Consider the following 20,931-nt stretch of genomic DNA (forward strand, 5'->3'; position numbering starts at 1 on the left):
GTGGCAGTGGACAAGTTATCAGTGGTCGTGGTGCTGCTGATGCTCTTTTCTGGAGTATGTTATTAGGCGGTGGCCGAGGTTCTGGCGGTGGCTGGGGCGGAGGTAGCAGTGGCGGCGGCGGAGGTGGTGGCTTCGGAGGCTTTGGTGGTGGTAGTTTTGGTGGCGGTGGTAGTAGCGGTAGCTGGTAAAGAATATGTTAAGAAGAGACTTAATTACAGCAGAAATTCAGAAACTTGCGCAAGTTTTAGCCCGTATTATGGGCTTAAAGCTAGAAGGCAAATTGACTGAGGCAGATGATCTGTTAATGGAATCATTGGTAAATAATTTTGGAATTACACCTGAAGAACTATTCTCCAGTAATTCTTCTGAATTTGAGGCACGGTTAACTGAAAAGGAATTCCCTGCCGAAAAATTGGAAATGCTAAGTCAGTTTCTCTACTCTCAATTTGATCCTTCGGTTATTAACCCAAGGAACGATTCTTTTGCTGAGAAGCTATATTTAATATACTACCTGCTGGAAACAAAGCATCACATTATAAACATGACTAATCTTGACCGCCAAAAACTAGTTGATAAATACCTTAATACCTAATATGGAAATAAAAAAATGGCAAAGACTTTCATCAAAATATCTGGTGAAAGAAAGATGGGCGACATTACGTGTGGATACCTGTGATTTACAAAATGGCGTTATAAAAGACGACTATTACGTACTTGAATACCCGAATTGGGTTAATGCCGTAGCAGTAACAGAAGACAATAAAATAATTTTGGTTCGCCAATATCGCCATGGTGCTGATATTATATCCTTAGAAGTTCCTGGTGGCGTCATAGATGGCGATGAATTGCCTGAGGTAGCCATTAAGAGAGAGCTATTAGAAGAAACCGGTTATTCTTTTAAAAGTTCCGAATTGATAGCTACGCTATACCCCAATCCCGCAACATCTACAAATGTTACTTATACCTATTTATTAAAAGGCGGTGTTAAAACTCATGATCAGCACTTAGATGACCATGAAATCCTTAACGTTGAGGAATATACTATCGAAGAGGCTAAACAAATTCTAAAAGACAATAAAATTGATCAGGCATTACATTCAGCTGCATTATTTTATGGGTTAATGAAGCTTGATGTTTTAAAATAAACATTCAATCACAAAAAAAGACCCTGCAAGTAAAACTTACAGGGTCTTTTTTTGTGATAAGACTTGAGCTCTAATGATTTAGCTCATTTTTAATTTCTTTTGTATGTCGTGTACGTATCCTTTAAACTTCTTATCTGTATCAATCAGATCTTCAACTGTCTGGCATGCATAAATTACCGTGGAGTGGTCTCTTCCTCCAAAGAAAGCTCCAATAGTTTTTAATGATGACTTAGTATGACTCTTGGAAAGATACATGGAAATCTGTCTTGCCTGAACAATTTCACGTTTCCGTGTTTGTGATTTCACCATGTCTACAGGAACTTCAAAATACTCACATACCAATTTCTGGATATATTCCATCGAAATCTCTTTGGACGTATTTTTAATAAAGTTCTTCAACATCTGTTTAGCCAATGCCAAATCGATGTCTTTTTTGTTTAAAGTTGATTGAGCTAGCAGGGAAACCATTGCGCCTTCAAGTTCCCTTACGTTATTGTCAATGTTGTGGGCTACGTACTCCACTACTTCAGAAGGTAATTCAATACCATCTGCATACATTTTCTTTTTAAGAATTGCTATTCTTGTTTCAAAATCAGGAATCTGCAAATCTGCAGAAAGACCCCATTTAAAACGGCTTAACAATCTTTCTTCTAGTCCGGCCAGATCTTTAGGTGCTTTATCTGATGATAAAATAACCTGTTTACCTGATTGATGAAGATGATTAAAGATATGGAAGAATATATCTTGCGTTTTTTCTTTTCCGGCAAAGTTGTGTACATCATCCATGATGATTACATCCATTGCCTGATAGAAATTCACAAAATCATTAATCGTATTGTTCTTTAATGAATCTACAAATTGCTGACAGAATTTCTCACATGAGACATAAATTACCAGTTTGTCTGGCATGTTACGCTTAATTTCATTACCAATAGCCTGCGCAAGGTGTGTTTTCCCTAACCCTACTCCTCCATAAATCATTAAAGGATTAAATGAAGTACCTCCCGGTTTTGCGGCTACGGCATACCCCGCTGATCTTGCTAAACGGTTGCAATCTCCCTCTATGTAATTCTCAAACGTATAGTTAGAATTTAATTGAGGATCAACATTCAGTTTCTTTAAACCCGGAATGATAAAAGGGTTCTTAATGTCTTTGTTTATAGAAACCGGAATTGGCATTGATTGAATCTTCGCCTCTGCCCCATTTCCATTACTCGGCATGTTAGTAGTATAAGGCGATCCCGTATTAGAAGACTTATCCACAACGATGTTATACTCTAACCTTCCCTCATCTCCTAATTGCTTTTTAACTGTCTTACGAAGCAGCCCTACATAGTGTTCTTCCAACCATTCATAGAAGAACAAACTAGGCACTTGTATGGTTAAAACTTTGCCTTCCAATTTCAATGCTGATATCGGTTCGAACCAAGTCTTGAAACTTTGGGTCGGTATGTTATCTTTTATGATTTGGAGACAGTTTTTCCACACTTCTGTACAAGTTTTTTCCATTGTTATTCTATAATTTGTTGGTTTACAGTAACGATACGAGCATAAAAAAACTGCTGTTTCGAGAGATCGAATATTCAAAAAATTATCAACAAAAAAAACTTAATTTTCATTTATTTGGTAACTGCTTAGGTAGCAATAACCTACCCTTCTTAACCTGAATTTTTTGTGTTAATAACTATTTATTAACATCCTTTTTAATATTCTCCAAAAACATTACGTAGTGTGTCCGCTATTTCACCAAGCGTGGAATAGGCCTCTACGGCTGTTAAAATATACGGCATTAAATTCTCGCTCCCCTTTGCAGCTTCCCTTAGGTTCTTCAACGCTTTTTCAACAGCTATGTTATCTCTTTCTGCTTTTAACTTATTTATCTTCTCCGTTTGGATCGTACGGATAGATTCATCTATGGTAAACACCTCGGTTATCCCTTCCTGTTCCTGTGTAAATTTATTTACCCCAACAATAACCCTGGTTGCCTCTTCCACTTCAACCTGGTACCGGTAAGCTGCATCTGCGATCTCGTTCTGGATATACTCATTTTCTATCGCATTTACTGAACCGCCCATGGCATCTATTTTATCTATATACAGCTGCGCTGCCGCCTCAACCTCATCTGTTAATGTTTCTACAAAGTAGGAGCCCGCCAATGGGTCAACGGTATCTGTTACCCCACTTTCAAAAGCAATTACCTGCTGTGTACGCAGAGCGATTTTTGCTGCTGCTTCGGTTGGTAACGACAGCGCCTCATCGTAACCATTTGTATGCAAGGACTGTGTGCCTCCCAAAACTGCAGCCAAGGCCTGATTGGTGACTCTTATTACATTATTAAGTGGCTGTTGGGCTGTAAGTGTTGACCCACCTGTTTGCGTGTGAAAACGAAGCATTTGAGCTTTCTCATCCGTAGCCCCAAGCTCCTTTGTTATTTTTGCCCACATTCTTCTGGCAGCCCTGAATTTGGCAATTTCCTCAAAGAAATTATTGTGGCAGTTGAAAAAGAAAGAAAGTCGTTTAGCAAATACATTAATATCTAATCCCTTCTCTAATGCAGCATTCAAATATGCTTTTCCATTTGCCAGTGTAAAGGCCAGCTCCTGAACGGCTGTTGAGCCTGCTTCCCGGATATGATAGCCCGAAATGGAAATTGTATTCCATTTCGGTACTTCTTTACTGCAATATTCAAAAATATCGGTAATAATCCTCATAGAGGGTTTTGGCGGGTATATATAAGTCCCCCTTGCGGCATACTCCTTTAAGATATCGTTTTGAATGGTGCCAGATATTTGCTTAATATCAGCCCCCTGTTTTTTAGCCAGGGCTATATACATAGCCAACAAAATCGAGGCTGTAGCATTTATTGTCATAGATGTGGTGATCTTTTGCAGCTCTATCCCATCGAACAAGATTTCTATATCTTTCAATGAATCAATTGCAACACCAACCTTACCAACCTCTCCTTCGGCCATATCGTGGTCAGAATCATATCCAATCTGGGTGGGAAGATCAAATGCAACAGACAGGCCCATTGTTCCTTGCTTAAGCAAATAATGGTACCGTTTGTTAGATTCCTCTGCAGTCGAAAACCCGGCATACTGCCGCATAGTCCACAACCGGCCCCTATACATATCTTTCTGAATCCCCCTGGTAAAAGGAAATTCTCCTGGCACCTCTGTTAAAGGTTTGGCAGTAGTGTATATTTCTTTTATTTCAATACCCGAAGTAGTGGTAAAACTTTTCTCTTTCATAGTTAAAATAACAAATGAATATCCTTTTTAATAAGATCTAATGTTAAATCATAAGGGTTATCAGACATATCAGTCATATGCTGCAGTATTTTTCTACTCAAATCCACACCGGCAGAATCCACAGGCAATCCTCGCGCGGCATTGCTAACCATGGTTAAAGTATCATCCTTAAGTTTACGAACAACATCCCATGTTTGGGCACTTACATATAATTGTTGGGCAACATTATGCTGATATTCAGATCTTATTTCATTAAGTAAAACTGATTGAAGATCTACAACAGAAATACCTTGCTGATGTACTCGGATCAGCAAATTTGCAGGATTAATTCTGTCGACAAAAACAATCAGCCGTTCGTAAGCCTGCAATCGTAACGGAAGGATCTGTAAATGTTCGTCTTTTTTAGGATCTGATGGTTTTGCTTCAACATGTTTTGTGTCCAGATACCTTCTCAGGTCATTTATAAAAAGATAATATCCTGCTGCAACTGTTATAATACCACCGGTGGCTAATGTGGCAACTTCTGTTAAAAAGTTTTGTACGTTCATTCAGCTTTGTTTGAATACAGTAATAATTAGTATAGAGTCTCAGCAAAAATGTACATTTTATTTATATTTACCCCACTATTTGATTTTTTAAATGACGAGATAGAGGTCTCTATTAGAGATAGCTATAGCGCTTTTATAAACAATTATAACTAAATTTGTACTTCCTAATTTTTAATAATATGAGTAATACAGTTGATACAGCATTTGCACCGGTAACTTTTACAGAAGGCGCTGTAAAGGAGCTTTTTAAATTAAAAGATCAGCAAGAAATTTCTGAGGACTTTGGGTTACGCGTAGGTGTTGACGGTGGGGGCTGCTCTGGAATGAGCTATGTACTTGGTTTCGATCAAAAAAAAGAAGGTGATCAGGAATTTATTATCGATGGCATTAAAGTCTTCATGCACAAAGCGCATCAGATGTATTTGATGGGAATGCAGGTAGATTGGCAAGATGGATTAAACTCAAGGGGCTTTACCTTTAGCAACCCAAATGCAAGTAGTACTTGCGGTTGCGGAACAAGTTTCTCAGTTTAAGTTCCTTTTCTTTTGTAACATTATACATGGTCTCGTTGTCTTAACAGCGGGACTTTTTATTTTTATCCCTTTAAGAATATATTTCATCTGAAATGACCTATACCGAAAACGTAAAACTAGCCCTTCAATCAATAAAAAGCAACAGGTTGCGTACCATGCTTACCGCATTGATCATCGCAATTGGCCTATCTGCATTAGTAGGTATATTAACAACACTGGATGCTGTTAAAAAAAGTATGACTGAGGCCTTCTCCAGTATGGGGGCCAACGCGTTTACCATCAGAAACAGAGGATCAGGCATAAGGGTTGGCGGCTCTGGCCAACGCCCAAAACCATTCCGGTCTATCAAATACGAAGATGCGGTAAGTTTTAAGGAAAGATTAAATACACCTGCAACAGTCGCGATCAGTGTATTTGCTACAGGAGGGTCAACAGCTAAGTTTGGCGCTGAAAAAACTAACCCTAATATCAATATTCAAGGTATTGATGAAAATGGATTGAACTCACAAGGCTTGAATCTTTCGCTTGGGCGTAATTTCAGTCCCGCCGAAGTAGTGTCAGGGAACAATGTCTGCATAATAGGTAATGAGATCAGGACTAAGCTTTTTAGAGATCAAAGTCCCATAGATAAAGTAATAAACGTTGGAAACAACAGGTTAAAAGTTATTGGAGTTCTTGAGTCAAAGGGTCAAAGTATGGGGTTTAGCGGCGACAGATCCGTTTATGTTCCCCTTCTAAAAGCTAAGTTGATTAACTCCAACTCAAATCCTTCTTATACCATTACGGTAATGGTACCAAGCAATGATCAGATGGATAACATTATTGGCGAAGCTACATCAGAACTAAGAAAGATAAGAAAGGTAAAGGTTTCAGAACCGAACAATTTTGAGATCACAAAAAGTGATTCCCTTGCCCAAACCCTTTTCGAACAATTAAGATATGTAGTGTTAGGAGGAATTGCCATCGGAGCCATTACACTAATTGGTGCATCCATTGGACTAATGAATATTATGCTGGTTTCCGTAACAGAAAGAACCAGGGAAATCGGAATCAGGAAGGCCATTGGTGCAAATCCTTCTGTAATTCGTAAACAATTCTTAATAGAGGCCGTTATAATTTGTCTTATTGGAGGTGCATTTGGCATATTCCTTGGAATAGCCATAGGAAATCTCATCTCATTTGCAATGGGAGGATCATTCATAATACCATGGGAATGGATTATGGGCGGTTTTGCATTATGTGTTGGGGTAGGTATTATTTCGGGTTATTACCCTGCAAAAAAAGCCTCTAAACTCGATCCGGTAGAAGCTTTAAGGTATGAATAAAAAAGGGAAGATAATTATCTTCCCTCATATTGATTTTCGTAGTAAGCCTGGTAATTCCCGGAAGTGACATCAGAAAGCCACCCTTCATTTTTCAAATACCACTCTACTGTTTTTTCTAATCCTTCTTCAAACTGTAAACTAGGCACCCAGTTTAATTCATTTTGAAGTTTGGTGGAGTCAATAGCGTAACGTAAGTCATGACCGGCTCTATCCGTTACAAAAGTGATCAGCTTTGCCGACTCCCCTTCTGCCCTGCCTAGTTTCTTGTCCATAATCTTACATAGTAAATGAATAAGATCTATGTTTTTCCATTCGTTATGGCCACCAATATTATATGTTTGTCCTGTTTTAGCCTGATGGAAGATAACATCAATCGCGCGTGCATGATCTTCTACCCATAACCAATCGCGAACATTCTCGCCCTTACCATATACCGGCACTGGTTGTTCATTTTTAATATTATTGATTGCCAATGGTATCAATTTCTCAGGAAAATGATGAGATCCGTAATTATTAGAACAGTTAGACACAACTATATCTATCCCATAAGTATCGTGATAAGCTCTTACAAAGTGATCCGAAGATGCTTTTGAAGCAGAGTAAGGACTATGTGGATCATAAGCTGTAGATTCAGTAAACATTCCTGTTTCGCCAAGCGCACCATAAACTTCATCTGTTGAAACGTGGTAAAACCTTTTCTTATCATAGCTACCTTTCCAGTATTCACGTACCGCATTCAAAAGATTAACTGTTCCGATAACATTGGTCATCACAAAAGCTGTCGGATCAGTGATCGACCTGTCAACATGCGATTCAGCCGCTAAATGAATAACTGCATCAAAATTCTCTTTACCAAACAACTCATTTATTACAGTTGCATCTGTAATATCAGCTTTAACAAAACGGTAATTTGGTTTATCCTCAATATCGGTAAGATTTGCAAGGTTACCAGCATAGGTTAACTTATCCAGATTTACAATCATGTAATCAGGATAGTTATTTACAAATCTTCTTACAACATGAGAGCCAATAAACCCAGCTCCTCCGGTTATTAATATTTTTTTCATAGTCTATAATTCTTTAGGCAGTCCAAGTTCCAGAGCTACCGAAGATGTTTTGTTTTGATATATTTTACTAAGCACGGTATCTAGTCGATCCTTTAAATCAAACTGCAGATCTTCATGTAGTTTATAAAACTTATTTAATACTGAAACTGTCGACTTAACAAAGTAAACAGAAAGTTTTTCGTTAAACTTATGCAAAGGCGAAAAAATACCTTCTTTAAAATCTATTGGAATTTGGTTTAATAAATGAATTCTCAACTCCATTTCTGTAGTAACGTCCTTTGTTACCTTAAAATGATGACTGATGCTTCCATTTAATTTACGCATTCTTAATAGTGTATCTTTTGAAGTGAGTTTTTTATTAGATAAAAGATCTTTAGCCGTTTCATCTATTGTTGCCAATAGTTTTTCATAACGTTCTACCAGATCATGTTCATCTTCGAACAGCTTAAAATGCAAATGTTCTGTTAAAACCTTATCCTTTGCAATTAGTCTGAGCAATAATTTATCTTTTTCCTTTTCAGGAAGAGATTTTATCTCCAGTTTAAGATCCTTATGCTCACTTAACAGCATACTAAAATGGGTTGTCTTTTAAGTACTTCTCCCAGTTCCAGGCCGATGACATCATTACATCGATGTCTAATTCTGCCTTCCAGTTTAAGTCTCTTGCAGATTTTGTTACATCACCCCAAACTTTCTCGATATCACCTTCTCTCCTTGCTCCAATAGTGTAATCCAGCTTTTGTCCTGTTGATTTCTCAAAGGCATCAATAATTTGCAATACTGAAGATCCTTTTCCGGTTCCTAAATTAAACACTTCGTAATTTGAATCTGCTTTATTACCTTCCAGGCGCTTAATAGCTGCAACATGTGCTTTAGCTAAATCTACCACATGAATATAATCTCTTATCGCACTTCCATCAGGAGTATCATAATCATTACCATAAACAGTTATCGGTCCACGTTTTCCAATTGCCGACTGTGTAATGAACGGAACAAGGTTTTGAGGTACACCAATTGGCAACTCACCAATTAAGGCAGTTTCGTGCGCACCCACCGGGTTAAAATAACGAAGTGAAATCACATTTAATGATGGTGTAACTGCACAGGTTTCCTGTAAAATTTCTTCAGCTATTTGTTTGGTATTGCCATATGGCGATTCTGCTCTTTTTGTAGGGGCTGATTCTGTTACCGGCAACACATCTGGTTGACCATAAACGGTACATGATGAAGAGAACACCAATTTAACTGAACTGTTAAACGCAGTAATCAGGTTAATTAGTGAGTAAAAATTATTTTTATAATACTTCAGTGGCTGCTGTACAGACTCTCCAACTGCTTTAAAAGCTGCAAAGTGGATTACTCCATCAATATCAGTGTTTTTCGCTGCAAATTCATTTACCTTAGCTTCATCACATAGGTTAAGCTGAACAAATTTTGGCTTAATTCCTATAATTGTTTCTATCTGATCAAGTATTTTAGGGTTAGAATTAGAGAGGTCATCAATAATTACCACCTCATATCCTGCATTATGCAATTCAACTACTGTATGCGAACCAATAAAACCAGTTCCTCCAGTTACTAATATTTTAGACATTCTTATTAACGATTATATGTTGTAAAATCTTTATGTTCCTTGTTTATTAAAGCCTCAGCTGGCAGTGATTTAAAATATTCGTAGGTAATCTTTAATCCTTCTTCACGACTAACTTTTGGCTCCCAGCCCAAAATCTCTCTTGCTTTTGTAATATCCGGGCGGCGTTGTTTCGGATCATCAACCGGCAAATCTCTTAAAACCAGTTTCTGATTTGTTCCCGTTAGTTTAATAATCTCCTCTCCAAATTGCTTAATTGTTATCTCATCCGGGTTACCAATATTTACCGGCATCACGTAATCACTTAACAATAACCTGTAAATACCTTCTATCAGATCATCAACATAACAGAAAGACCTGGTTTGAGACCCATCGCCAAACACAGTTAAGTCTTCACCTCTTAAGGCCTGACCAATAAAAGCAGGTAAAACACGTCCATCATTTAGACGCATTCTAGGGCCATAAGTATTAAAAATCCTAACTATTCGTGTTTCCACACCATGAAAGGTGTGATAAGCCATAGTCATTGCTTCCTGAAAACGTTTGGCTTCATCATAAACACCTCTAGGCCCAACCGGATTCACATTTCCCCAGTATTCCTCTGGCTGAGGGTTTACACTTGGATCGCCATAAACTTCCGAAGTAGAAGCAATGAGCATCCTGGCTTTTTTATTCTTTGCTAAACCTAACAGATTGTGTGTTCCTAAAGATCCTACCTTTAACGTTTGAATAGGAATTTTAAGATAATCAATAGGGCTCGCAGGCGAAGCAAAATGTAAAATATAATCTAATTTACCAGGTACATGAACAAATTTTGAAACATCATGATGTGCAAATTCAAAACTCTCTAAACCAAATAAGTGTTCTATATTTTTCAGATCCCCTGTTATCAGGTTATCCATGGCAATCACATAATAGCCTTCTTTTATAAATCTATCGCACAAATGCGATCCTAGAAAACCGGCAGCACCGGTTATTAAAACTCTTTTACGTCCCATTAGTTTATTAGCTTACGGCCTACACTATTATAGTAATAACCTAAGTCAATCATCTTTTCTAAGTCGTATAGGTTACGGCCGTCAAAAATAACCTTGTTAGTTAATGTCTGTTCCATTCTTTCGAAATCTGGATTTCTAAAAACAGACCACTCTGTTGCAATCAGCAATGCATCTGCACCTTCCAAAGCTTCGTATTGATTGCTTGAGTACTGAATTTTATCACCTATCAGCGCTTTTACGTTGTCAATCCCTTCCGGATCAAATGCAGTAACCGTTGCACCATGTTTCACTAGCTCTTGAATAATATACAAAGCTGGTGCCTCACGGATATCATCTGTTTCTGGTTTAAAGGCAAGGCCCCATAAAGCGAAGTGCTTGCCTTTTAAATCATTTTTATAGTATTTCAAAAGCTTATCAACCAAAACAATTTTCTGCCTTTCATTCACATTCATCACCGCTCTCAGAATCTGAAAATCATAATTATGTTCATCCGCAGCTTTTGCTAAGGCTTGCACATCTTTAGGAAAGCAGCTTCCACCATAACCGATACCAGGGAATAAGAATCTTTTGCCAATTCTTGCGTCAGAGCCAATACCTTTACGTACAGCGTCAACATCGGCTCCTACAATTTCGCATAGGTTAGCCACCTCATTCATAAATGTTATTTTGGTAGCAAGAAATGAATTAGCAGCGTATTTTGTCAGCTCAGACGATCGCTCGTCCATAAACAATATCGGATTTCCTTGTCTAACATACGGGCCATATAGCTCTAAAAGCAATTTCTTTGCCTTTTCGCTGCTGGTGCCAATTACTACCCTATCAGGTTTCATGAAATCATCTACAGCCACACCTTCACGTAAAAACTCTGGGTTAGAAACCACATCAATTTCTACTGAAGTATTTTCCTTAAAAACAGCCTGCACCTTATCTGCTGTTCCAACCGGAACTGTCGATTTATTAATAACCACCTTATATTCAGTAACCAGCTTCGAAATATCTTTTGCTGCCCCTAGAATATACGATAGATCTGCTGCACCATCGCCACCTGGAGGCGTAGGCAAAGCCATAAAAATAATTTGTGCTTCCTTAATTCCGGCTGCAAGATCAGTAGTAAAAACCAATCTTCCCTGAGCAATATTTCTGTGAAATAGTACATCTAATCCGGGTTCATAAATAGGAACTTCACCATTTTGCATTTTGAGCACTTTGGCTTCATTAACGTCAACGCATATAACGTCGTTACCAGTTTCGGCCAAACAAGTACCGGTAACTAAACCTACGTACCCTGTTCCTATTACGGCTATTTTCATATATTAATTCGGTTTTAATTTTATTGAAGTATCTTCGGCTAAGATAAGAAATAAACACAAAATGCTTTTGCTTTATAATATCGCGATTCAACTTTATGGTTTAATTATTAAAATATTCTCCCTGTTCAATAATAAAGCTAAACTTTTTGTTCAAGGAAGAAGGAATATTTTTGAAAAAATACAAAAAAAGATAGATCCCGCTAAGTCAAACATCTGGTTTCACTTTGCCTCACTTGGAGAGTTTGAACAAGGCCGGCCTTTATTAGAAAAAATTAAAAGTACTTATCCCGAAAAGCAAATTATAATTACTTTTTTCTCCCCATCAGGATACGAAATCAGAAAAGACTACGCCTTGGCTGACGGAGTATTTTACCTGCCGCTTGATACACCCAGTAATGCCAAACAACTTATTGCAGCTATAAATCCTGAATTAGCGGTATTCACTAAATATGAGTACTGGTATCATTATTTTAAAGTCCTTCACCAATCTGGTATTCCACTTTACATTATATCCGGTATTTTCAGACCCGATCAGATTTTCTTCAAATGGTATGGCTCTTTTAACCGCAAAATTTTAAGTTTTGTAAATCACTTTTTTGTCCAGAATGAAGAAAGCAAGCAGTTGCTCAGTCAAATAAACATACACAATGTAAGTATCAGTGGCGATACCAGGTTTGACCGGGTGGCAGAGAATGCAAAATCGCCAAAGGAATTTGAAACAATCAGAAAATTTTGTGATAACAACAACACGCTTATTGCAGGAAGTACCTGGCCGGCTGATGAGCATTTACTAGCAACACTTATTAACGCCTATCCGAACTGGAAATTCATTATCGCCCCTCATGAGATAGATAAAGCGCATATAGACGAAATTGTAAAACTTATCCCTGAATCGGTTAAGTATTCAGAATTAACAAACCAGCCTGTAGATACTCAAACGCTAATAATAGATAACATTGGTCTTTTATCATCTATCTATCAGTACGGACAAATTGCTTATATAGGTGGGGGATTTGGTGTAGGGATACACAATACACTGGAGGCTGCCGCATTTGGAATGCCCGTAATCTTTGGGCCTAGATACGATAAATTTCAAGAAGCAAAAGACCTGATCTCCATAAATGCTGCTGTTAGCATTAAAAATGCTGAGGAATTATTCATTGCATTCCAAAAGCTTACAGAGGACAGAACTTCGGGTGATCTTGCAAAAAGGTATGTAAACACAAAGACCGGATCAACAGATCAGATCATTAAATACATTGCTCAAAATTTTTAGCTCACCGCCATTTCTGCAATGGCATCAATAAACTTTGGATGATCATTAAGGCTTTCAACCAACTGAACATGTTCGCCACCTAAGGCCTTAAATTCTTCATGATATTCAACTGTAATTTCATAAAGTGTTTCCAGGCAATCGGCAACAAATGCAGGACTAAATACAAGTAAACGTTTTTTTCCTTCAGCAGCAAGTTTCTTTAACACATCGGTTGTGTATGGCTGCACCCATGGCTCTTTACCCAAACGCGATTGGAAGCAAACGGTATAATTTTCTCTGGAAATATTCAATTTCTCTGCAAGTAACCTTGCTGTATCATGCCCCTGCGCAGAGTAGCAAAATTTATTGGTATCATTTAAAGTTTCACAGCAATTGTCCTTTTTCAGACAATAATTTCCAGTATGATCACACTTTAACAATTGGCGCTCCGGAAGCCCGTGAAAACTAAACAATACGTGGTCATAGGTCTCTGGCTGATATTTCTTTGCATTTTCAGCAAAGACCTCTAACATCAATTCGTTATCGTGAAATGAATTTACAAATGAAACCGGAGGTATAGTGGTCCATTTACTTACAATTTCCATTACGCTTTGTATTACCGAACCACTGCTAGCAGAAGCATATTGAGGAAACAAGGGAATTACTTTTATACTTTCAACCAAACCTGCTTTCATTTTATCTAAAGCAGACTGAATCGAAGGGTTCTGATACCTCATCGCCAGTTCAACATGATATTCATCTCCTAATTTCTCCTGAACTAACGCAGCTTGTATTTTGCTATAATACAATAATGGAGATCCGTTTTCATCCCAGATTTCTTTATATAATTTTGAAGTTTTAGGACTGCGAAAAGGAACAATTATACCTTTAACCAATAGTGTACGGTTAAAAGCATTAACATCAATTACGCGCTCATCCATCAAAAACTGATCAAGATATTTGCGTACATCTTTTACTTCCGGACTATCCGGAGTTCCTAAATTGACTAACAAAACGCCCTTTTTTCCCATAATATGGCCCAAAATTAACTTATTATACTTTTATAATCTTCCGTAAAAACAATAATTACTTTTTAATGATTTTGGAGAAATGCTTTAACCTCTTCCATCAACCACATAGGCGTAGATGTAGCACCGCAAATTCCAACCTTATCTTTAGGAGAAAACCAGTTGAAATCTATTTCCTCAATATTTGAAATGAAATATGAATTGTCGTTATACTTTTTGCAAACATCATATAAAACCTTTCCGTTAGATGATTTCTTCCCCGAAACGAATATGATCTTATCATAGTTTACCACAAATTTCTCCAAATCAGTATAACGGTTAGAAACTTGTCGGCAAATGGTGTCATTTGCTTTAATGTCATATCCCCTACTTATGAGTTCATCTTTTATCTGGTAAAATTTATCTGTACTCTTAGTTGTTTGACTATACAAAGTGAATTTCGAAGGCAGATCTACATGATCCAACTCTGCCAAATCCTGAAAAACAATTGCTTTCCCATCAGTTTGTCCTTGTAAGCCTACTACTTCCGCATGACCATGTTTACCGAAGATCAGAATTTGCTCATCATCATCGTGTGAGTTCTTAATTCTGTTTTGAAGTTTTAAAACAACCGGACAAGAAGCATCAATTAATGTTAGTTCATTTTCCAATGCAAGCTGGTAAGTAGATGGAGCTTCTCCATGAGCTCTGATCAGAACCTTTTCCTTCTTTAAGCCCTGCAATTGCTCATGATCGATTATCCTTAAACCTTTATCGGTTAACCGTTTAACCTCTTCATCGTTATGCACAATATCGCCCAGGCAATACAAGTAATCCTCATGATCTAAAATATCTTCAGCCATATCAATAGCATAAACTACCCCAAAGCAAAAGCCCGACGCCTTATCTATAGTAACGGTTAAATCGTATTTCATCTTTCTTCTGACACTAATAATGTACAAAATTACACAAAAAGAGTTTCATATTCTTATATCTTATGTTTAACTGATGTCAATACCTTAATCCAAAGTCCCTTTAATAACAGTCCTAAGAGCATAATCATTTGAATTGGATGGAGCAAAACATTTATAAAAGGATTTTGTGTTGTAAGGAAAGATATCATTACCCTACTCAGGAAAATCAATCCAAAAGGTAAAACCAAAAATACCGGTTCAAAATTGATCAACACAATAATAGGTCCGGCAATAACCAGCACCAGGTAAATTAACACGGCAAATATGTTATTCCCAAATGTCAGCAACAACTGCGATGAGACCTTATCAAATCCTACCTTTTCATCAATATAAACGAACTTATTTGCAAGTAAAACTTCTGTTTTCCCATGCCAGTCACTCGTCTTATAGCTGCTTGCTTTAAAAAACATGCACCCGGTATTAGTTGTTGCAAATATTTGTTGGGTACTCAACCTCACCAATCTTAACGGCAAAAGATTCAGCAAAATGAAATCACTTAAAGGATAAACCAACCGGCTAAATAGTCCGCTAAATCTACGATTAGGAACTATGCTCAACAAGTCCAGATCAAACACCTTAGCACGACAAATAAGATTGTTTATCAACCCCTTATTAATAATTGTATTAACATCCAAGAAAAGAATAAAGCCGCCAGTTGTTTTAGCCACTGCTTTTTCTGTTGTTTCTGAATGTTTTTTAACAACAACTTCAACATTCGTGTAATCCTGAGCATTGATAGATGCGATCAATGAAGAAKGATCATCATTTTTATCCGACAAAGAAATGATAACTGAAACCTTATCTGTAAAGTGTTTTCCGTAATAGCCAAGCTTTGGATTGGATAAGAAATTAAATAACGTAACTGAAAACCGCAGCACAATAAATACAAGCACAGCATAAACGAAAGTGATCATATTGTTTTACTCTGGCTTTTAACTGCATACCCATAATGTTTGTTATACTCACTTTTGAGTAGTTGCAAACTCACATACTCCTCCGCTTCCCAGGTGGCGAGGTAACTCCTCGCCTCTGGCTTTCTGCCTCCAAAATAATCTGTAAGATTAGCCGAAAATATAGTTTGAAATTTCTTCCTGGAAGCATTCACAACCTGCATCACTCCTTTTTCAAAAGTTATACTACCGATGTAGCTAGTATAGAGTTTTCCCTGAGGAAACATGAGGACCAAATTATCAGGATTATCCAGTAAGCTCCCTGCATATGTTAATGTTTGCACCACATCCTTTCCTTTCGTTTCTGCAGCAAAAGCGCCCAAATATTTTAAAAACCATAACTTCTCGTAATCTTCTTTCGTAACCAGCACATGAAACTGTTTCTTAAACAACTTTTTGTTTAAATAGAACATCAAAAAACCGTCCCACCAGCTAAAATGATTGGCCAATAAAAGCACAGCCTCATTTTCTTTGATCTGAAGCTTGTTAAAATTGTACGAAGAAAAGTCCTTCTTAATGATATAAGTAACATACCAGGAAAAGAACTTAAAAATTACAGGGCTTTTTTGGGACTGGTACATCCCTCTAAAATGAGAAAAATTAGCCTCAAATGCAAACKGCTAGCTTAAATAAACCCTGTCTTCCTCACCTTCAACATCCATAACCACATCAACATGTTCCTTTAAAACAGTAGCCATCTCCAGACCAACAAAATCAGTAGCTATCGGGAAAATTTTGTGGCTCCTGTCTACCAGTACCACTGTACGGATTTTTTTGTGTGGCGTATTCAGGAAAACGCCTAAACCATAAGCAAGTGTTTTACCACTATTTAATACATCATCAACAAGTATGATCACCTTATTTTTCCAATGCGACTCGTCTAAATCAGTATTAGCAACCAATTTAGTATTCAGCCTGTCAAGATCTATCCTGAGCATCGTGATTTTAAGATCAGAGATTTTTGTCAATACCTTCTTAAGCCTTAAGGCTAATTTATAGCCCCGGTCCCATATTCCTGCCAATACAATTTCCTTCTCGTCTAAATTATCTTCCAGAATCTGGTATGCAATTCTGTTGATCTTTTGCTGTATCTGTTTTTTATCTAGAATAAGTAATTGAGATTCTGCCATCTGGTATCACATTGTTTATGCTACAAAAAGAACCATTTTAAGGTTCATATTCAAACTTAGATAAAAATATTTTTATATGCGTTTAAAAAAAGTTTACAAATCGTGCAACGTTTAGGCCTCTGTTGCGTCTAATCAATAAACCCTCAATCTAAAACCAATTATGAAAGCATCATCTATACTTAAATCAGCCCTAACATTACTTGTATTTTCGRCATCTGTAATATCATCAAATGCCCAGCAGAACAAAGACGTTTCTATAACCAACTTTAATGAAGTTTCAGTTTCAAGTGGAATAGACGTATACCTTACACAGAGTAATTCCGAAAATATTCGTATCAACGCTCATCCTGATCTCATTAAAAATGTCATCATCGAGAAAGAAGGAAACAACCTAAAAATCAGATATAAAGATGGTGTTAACTGGGGTCGGTTATTTAAAAATCAAAGCATCAAAGTTTATGTCAATTATAAAACGTTAAAAGCCTTATCAGCAAGCGGAGGTAGTGATGTGTATACTCAAAACACACTAAAAACCGATAGATTGTCATTAAGTGCATCAGGAGGTTCTGATTTAAAATTAGATGTAGTTGCTAAAGATATTGAAGTACACACAAGTGGTGGATCTGATGTTGATTTAAAAGGAAGTGCAACAAATATGGAGGTTGCTACAAGTGGAGGCAGCGATGTAAATGCACTGGATTTTATAGTTGATTACGCAAAAGTAAGTTCAAGTGGTGGTTCTGATGCAAACATTCATGTTAATAAAGCATTAGAGGCAAGTGCCAGTGGAGGTAGTGATATAAACTACAAAGGAAGTGCATCAGTAAAAAACAACTCCAGCAAAAGCGGAGATGTAAACCGATTAAAATAAAGTTTAGTTTTAGTTTTTAGTTATTCCTGCCAAACGGATGTCTGGCAGGAATTTTTATTTTAAATTGCAACCATTATTTCAGATCAATCGTCTATAACTATATAGACGCCATACTTATGAAAAACCTCTCTGTTCATATAATTATTATATTCCTTTTCTTTGCAAATGCTGTTAATGGTCAATCTATCAATAAGAAAAAGATTGACAGTATTCTAGCCAATCTTTCAAAGAACAATATCCCCGGAGTAGCAGTAGGTATTGTACAAAAGGAAAAGCTGGTTTACGCCAGTGGGTTTGGATTAGCTGATCTGAATACAAAACGTAAAAATACTTCTGCAACTTGCTTTAACATCTGCTCAGTATCTAAACAATTCACGGCAGCCTGCATTTATTTGCTTGAAGAACAAGGAAAATTAAAAACAAGCAACCACCTTTCTAAATATTTCAAGGACCTCCCTGCGTATGCAGATACCATTACCATTGATCAGCTTATTCACCATCAAAGCGGCATTAAAGACTTCACTACATTACTCTGGCTTAGGGATATGGAGGAAAATGGTAAAACCACAGATCAGCAAGCTTACGCTACACTTTCGCGTCAGTCATCATTAAACTTTCCAGCGGGCGATCAGGAAAGCTACACTAATTCCGGTTATTTTTTCCTTTCCAAAATTGTGAGTATAGTAAGCGGTCAGGACCTTAGTCAGTTCGCTAAAGCGCACATTTTTAATCCTTTAAAAATGGCAAATACAGGTTTCTCACGTAGCCACCTGGTACAAAATAAGGCTAATGGATATCTTTTAGAAGACAATAAATACATCCAGTATAATCCCAAGACTTCAATTATAGGTCATTCGAATGTTTATAGTGCGATCACTGACTGGGATAAATGGTTCAACGAAATGAAAAACCATAGGGTTTTGGGTGATAAAGTCTGGAAAAAAATACTGACACCTGCCATAAACAACGATGGAAATCAAATAGATTACGCAGGAGGAGTTAGAATTACCTCTTTCCAAGATCAAAAAATGATCTCTCATGGTGGAGATTTGCCAAGTTATCATAGCTATATGGCATTTTTTCCTGAAAAAGACCTTGGTATTATCATTATGAGCAACAATGGTACTTTTTCAGGTTATAATATACTTACCAGTATCTATAATAACATCTACCCTGGTACCAAACCAATATTACTTCAACAAGAAACAGAAAAACCAATCGAAAAAAAAGTAGTTAAAGAATTCAAGCTTAGTGTAAGTACCTTACCTTACGCTGGCAGTTACCTGATAGAAGGAAGCCAAAATATGGTTTTTGATGTGCTCAGTAAAGACAGTTCCTTAACTGTTCTCCAAAAATGGAATCAGAATGATTATCCTATTTTACCATTAAACGATTCCTTATTTTATATTAAAGGCGAGGAAGACATCACCTTCGAATTTAGGCAACCCCAGAATAGTCATACTCAAAAAATGCTAATTACTCAGCAAGGAAAACCATCATGGGCAAAAAGAATTGAACCGGAAAAAGAAGACATCAATACCTTAAATCAATATTGCGGAAACTTTTACAGTCCTGAGATCGATGCTCATTATACAATACTAATAAATAATGGTAGCCTGAATATGAAGATAGGCAGCAGTACACAAAAAATAACCTCTTCTGGTAATAAAGACTATTATTATCTCCCGGAAACAGGAATGGAGTTCAATTTCAGAAGAAACGAAAGCCATCAAATTGATGGCCTTATTTTAAATCATGTCAGAGTAGAAAAACTGCTTTTCTTAAAAGAATAGTTATCCTTTGTTTTTATAAGGATAATAAATAAAGTTAGCCCCTTCAGGTACAATCACAAAAACGCACATAAAATCTTCGGGTTTTTTGTAGCTTTTAAGGAATAATGCTTTTTTATCCGGTTGGATTATACCTTTTTCTACAAACTCTTCAAAAGTAGACGCCTGTATAGTCCATTCAGTATTTAATTCTTTTCTATCCAAAATTACCTCCCCAATATTTACTTCGTACTGGTGGGCAATAAAAATGGGATTAGCAGATATTCCTTCCAACATTATCTCTACAGCAATCTCTTTAATAGAGTCAGCATATAAATCTAAATCCTTTTCTAAGCTTACCAATGGGCTTTGCTTTTTCTCTTCTGCTTTTCCACCTTCTGGTTCCTGTGGCAATAATTCTTCTATATCCATCTTAATTATTCTCTAAACTATCTTCCGATGTACTACCTACAAATTTCAATAACACTACATTTTCAACGTGCTGAGTATGAGGAAACATATCAACAGGTTTGATACGAACTACCTCATATTTTTCTTTTAACAGCGCCAAATCTCTTGCCTGGGTAGCTGCATTACAACTCACATACACAATTTTCTCAGCTTCCATTTCAAGGAGTCTTTCCACTACGTCCACATGCATTCCGGCTCTTGGCGGATCTGTAATTACCACATCAGGCTTACCATGACTTGCAATAAAGTCCCTTGTCAGGATATCCTTCATGTCGCCTGCATAAAAAATAGTATTATCTATTTTATTAAGCTCAGAATTAAACTTGGCATCTTCAATAGCTGTTGGCACATATTCAATTCCAACCACCTGTTTTACACTTCTTGCTACAAAATTAGCAATGGTACCAGCTCCGGTATACAAATCATAAACCAGTTCATCACCAGTAAAACCTGCAAACTCTTTGGTAATTTTATACAACTCATGGGCCTGATCAGAATTGGTCTGGTAAAAAGACTTAGCCCCAATTTTAAACTGTAGGCCATCCATTTCCTCAAAAATATGATCTCTACCTGCATAGGTAATTACCTCCTGATCAAAAATAGTATCATTCTTTTTTTGGTTCAGGATGTAAAGCAACGAAGTGATCTCCGGGAAATTCACTTTCAAATGCTCCATTAAACCATCTACCTGCTCCTGTTCTGCATAAGCAAAAACCACCACCACCATTACCTCACC

General features: G+C 37.0%; 22 protein-coding genes and 1 pseudogene. 8 read left to right on the forward strand and 15 right to left on the reverse strand.

The annotated features are described in order from the left end of the window. The 3 genes and pseudogenes from AC1DDX_RS05185 to AC1DDX_RS05195 form a co-directional block, all read left to right on the forward strand. Positions 1-188, forward strand: a pseudogene (locus AC1DDX_RS05185) (TPM domain-containing protein); the annotation flags it as partial. Between the two features lie 5 nt (positions 189-193). Beyond that, a complete protein-coding gene (locus tag AC1DDX_RS05190) occupies positions 194-592 on the forward strand; it encodes a hypothetical protein (RefSeq protein ID WP_172659411.1) in 399 nt (132 codons plus the stop codon). 1 nt (position 593) lies between these two features. Continuing rightward, the gene (locus AC1DDX_RS05195) at positions 594-1,145 is read left to right on the forward strand and encodes an NUDIX hydrolase (RefSeq protein WP_172659410.1); all 552 of its coding nucleotides are present in this window, start codon (positions 594-596) and stop codon (positions 1,143-1,145) included. 78 nt (positions 1,146-1,223) lie between these two features. Here the strand turns inward: AC1DDX_RS05195 and dnaA are convergent, their stop codons facing one another. From dnaA to AC1DDX_RS05210, 3 genes are all read right to left on the reverse strand, one after another. Further along, complete coding sequence (gene dnaA / locus AC1DDX_RS05200) at positions 1,224-2,654, reverse strand: chromosomal replication initiator protein DnaA (protein ID WP_048903745.1); 1,431 nt, start codon at positions 2,652-2,654, stop codon at positions 1,224-1,226. Between the two features lie 194 nt (positions 2,655-2,848). Further along, positions 2,849-4,396 carry an acyl-CoA mutase large subunit family protein gene (locus AC1DDX_RS05205; protein ID WP_172659409.1) on the reverse strand — a complete coding sequence of 516 codons (1,548 nt, stop codon included), beginning with the start codon at positions 4,394-4,396 and terminating at the stop codon, positions 2,849-2,851. 2 nt (positions 4,397-4,398) lie between these two features. Then, positions 4,399-4,944: a DUF7935 family protein gene (locus tag AC1DDX_RS05210; protein WP_288882502.1), complete on the reverse strand. Its 546-nt coding sequence runs from the start codon at positions 4,942-4,944 to the stop codon at positions 4,399-4,401. Positions 4,945-5,123: 179 nt separating this feature from the next. On the opposite strand from AC1DDX_RS05210, the gene AC1DDX_RS05215 reads away from it, so the two are divergent. Next, the gene (locus tag AC1DDX_RS05215) at positions 5,124-5,477 is read left to right on the forward strand and encodes a HesB/IscA family protein (protein WP_172659407.1); all 354 of its coding nucleotides are present in this window, start codon (positions 5,124-5,126) and stop codon (positions 5,475-5,477) included. A gap of 92 nt (positions 5,478-5,569) precedes the next feature. Then, positions 5,570-6,802, forward strand: a complete 1,233-nt coding sequence (locus AC1DDX_RS05220) for an ABC transporter permease (protein ID WP_172659406.1) — start codon at positions 5,570-5,572, stop codon at positions 6,800-6,802. A 14-nt stretch (positions 6,803-6,816) separates the two neighbouring features. Here AC1DDX_RS05220 and rfbB read toward each other — a convergent pair whose 3' ends face one another. Genes rfbB through AC1DDX_RS05245 form a run of 5 tightly spaced genes read right to left on the reverse strand, consistent with a single transcriptional unit; the run spans position 6,817 to position 11,768 of the window. Beyond that, entirely contained in the window at positions 6,817-7,869 is a 1,053-nt protein-coding gene (gene rfbB / locus AC1DDX_RS05225; protein ID WP_172659405.1) for a dTDP-glucose 4,6-dehydratase, read from the reverse strand. A gap of 3 nt (positions 7,870-7,872) precedes the next feature. Next, positions 7,873-8,439 (reverse strand): hypothetical protein, encoded by a 567-nt coding sequence (locus AC1DDX_RS05230; RefSeq protein WP_477612184.1) that lies wholly within the window; start codon positions 8,437-8,439, stop codon positions 7,873-7,875. Between the two features lies 1 nt (position 8,440). Then, positions 8,441-9,463, reverse strand: coding sequence for a UDP-glucose 4-epimerase GalE (gene galE, locus AC1DDX_RS05235; RefSeq protein WP_337717882.1), 1,023 nt, complete (start codon positions 9,461-9,463; stop codon positions 8,441-8,443). A gap of 5 nt (positions 9,464-9,468) precedes the next feature. Next, positions 9,469-10,458 (reverse strand): UDP-glucuronic acid decarboxylase family protein, encoded by a 990-nt coding sequence (locus AC1DDX_RS05240; protein WP_172659402.1) that lies wholly within the window; start codon positions 10,456-10,458, stop codon positions 9,469-9,471. Further along, positions 10,458-11,768, reverse strand: coding sequence for a UDP-glucose dehydrogenase family protein (locus AC1DDX_RS05245; RefSeq protein ID WP_172659401.1), 1,311 nt, complete (start codon positions 11,766-11,768; stop codon positions 10,458-10,460). Before AC1DDX_RS05245 ends, AC1DDX_RS05240 begins: the two co-directional genes overlap by 1 nt. A gap of 61 nt (positions 11,769-11,829) precedes the next feature. On the opposite strand from AC1DDX_RS05245, the gene AC1DDX_RS05250 reads away from it, so the two are divergent. Beyond that, a complete protein-coding gene (locus tag AC1DDX_RS05250; protein WP_172659400.1) occupies positions 11,830-13,044 on the forward strand; it encodes a 3-deoxy-D-manno-octulosonic acid transferase in 1,215 nt (404 codons plus the stop codon). Here the strand turns inward: AC1DDX_RS05250 and hemH are convergent. From hemH to AC1DDX_RS05275, 5 genes are all read right to left on the reverse strand, one after another. After that, positions 13,041-14,054, reverse strand: coding sequence for a ferrochelatase (gene hemH / locus AC1DDX_RS05255; RefSeq protein ID WP_172659399.1), 1,014 nt, complete (start codon positions 14,052-14,054; stop codon positions 13,041-13,043). The two genes, AC1DDX_RS05250 and hemH, sit on opposite strands and share 4 nt — an antisense overlap. A 62-nt stretch (positions 14,055-14,116) precedes the next feature. Beyond that, positions 14,117-14,965, reverse strand: a complete 849-nt coding sequence (locus AC1DDX_RS05260; RefSeq protein WP_172659398.1) for a 4-hydroxy-3-methylbut-2-enyl diphosphate reductase — start codon at positions 14,963-14,965, stop codon at positions 14,117-14,119. Positions 14,966-15,018: 53 nt separating this feature from the next. Next, positions 15,019-15,918, reverse strand: coding sequence for a hypothetical protein (locus AC1DDX_RS05265; protein WP_477621830.1), 900 nt, complete (start codon positions 15,916-15,918; stop codon positions 15,019-15,021). Next, positions 15,915-16,535 carry a 1-acyl-sn-glycerol-3-phosphate acyltransferase gene (locus AC1DDX_RS05270; protein WP_172659396.1) on the reverse strand — a complete coding sequence of 207 codons (621 nt, stop codon included), beginning with the start codon at positions 16,533-16,535 and terminating at the stop codon, positions 15,915-15,917. The genes AC1DDX_RS05265 and AC1DDX_RS05270 overlap by 4 nt, the downstream gene beginning before the upstream one ends. A gap of 39 nt (positions 16,536-16,574) precedes the next feature. After that, positions 16,575-17,084, reverse strand: a complete 510-nt coding sequence (locus AC1DDX_RS05275; RefSeq protein WP_172659395.1) for a phosphoribosyltransferase family protein — start codon at positions 17,082-17,084, stop codon at positions 16,575-16,577. Positions 17,085-17,244: 160 nt separating this feature from the next. On the opposite strand from AC1DDX_RS05275, the gene AC1DDX_RS05280 reads away from it, so the two are divergent. Together AC1DDX_RS05280 and AC1DDX_RS05285 are read left to right on the forward strand one after the other, a co-directional pair. After that, positions 17,245-17,955, forward strand: a complete 711-nt coding sequence (locus tag AC1DDX_RS05280; RefSeq protein WP_477621831.1) for a head GIN domain-containing protein — start codon at positions 17,245-17,247, stop codon at positions 17,953-17,955. A gap of 116 nt (positions 17,956-18,071) precedes the next feature. After that, complete coding sequence (locus tag AC1DDX_RS05285; protein ID WP_337717886.1) at positions 18,072-19,748, forward strand: serine hydrolase domain-containing protein; 1,677 nt, start codon at positions 18,072-18,074, stop codon at positions 19,746-19,748. On the opposite strand, the gene AC1DDX_RS05290 is transcribed toward AC1DDX_RS05285, so the two are convergent. Together AC1DDX_RS05290 and rlmD are read right to left on the reverse strand one after the other, a co-directional pair. After that, a complete protein-coding gene (locus AC1DDX_RS05290; protein WP_172659392.1) occupies positions 19,749-20,156 on the reverse strand; it encodes a hypothetical protein in 408 nt (135 codons plus the stop codon). 1 nt (position 20,157) lies between these two features. After that, on the reverse strand, positions 20,158-20,931 hold a 774-nt coding region (rlmD, locus tag AC1DDX_RS05295; protein ID WP_477621832.1), incomplete at its 5' end, for a 23S rRNA (uracil(1939)-C(5))-methyltransferase RlmD.

The sequence above is a fragment of the Pedobacter sp. 10L46_2 genome (genome assembly GCF_056395165.1).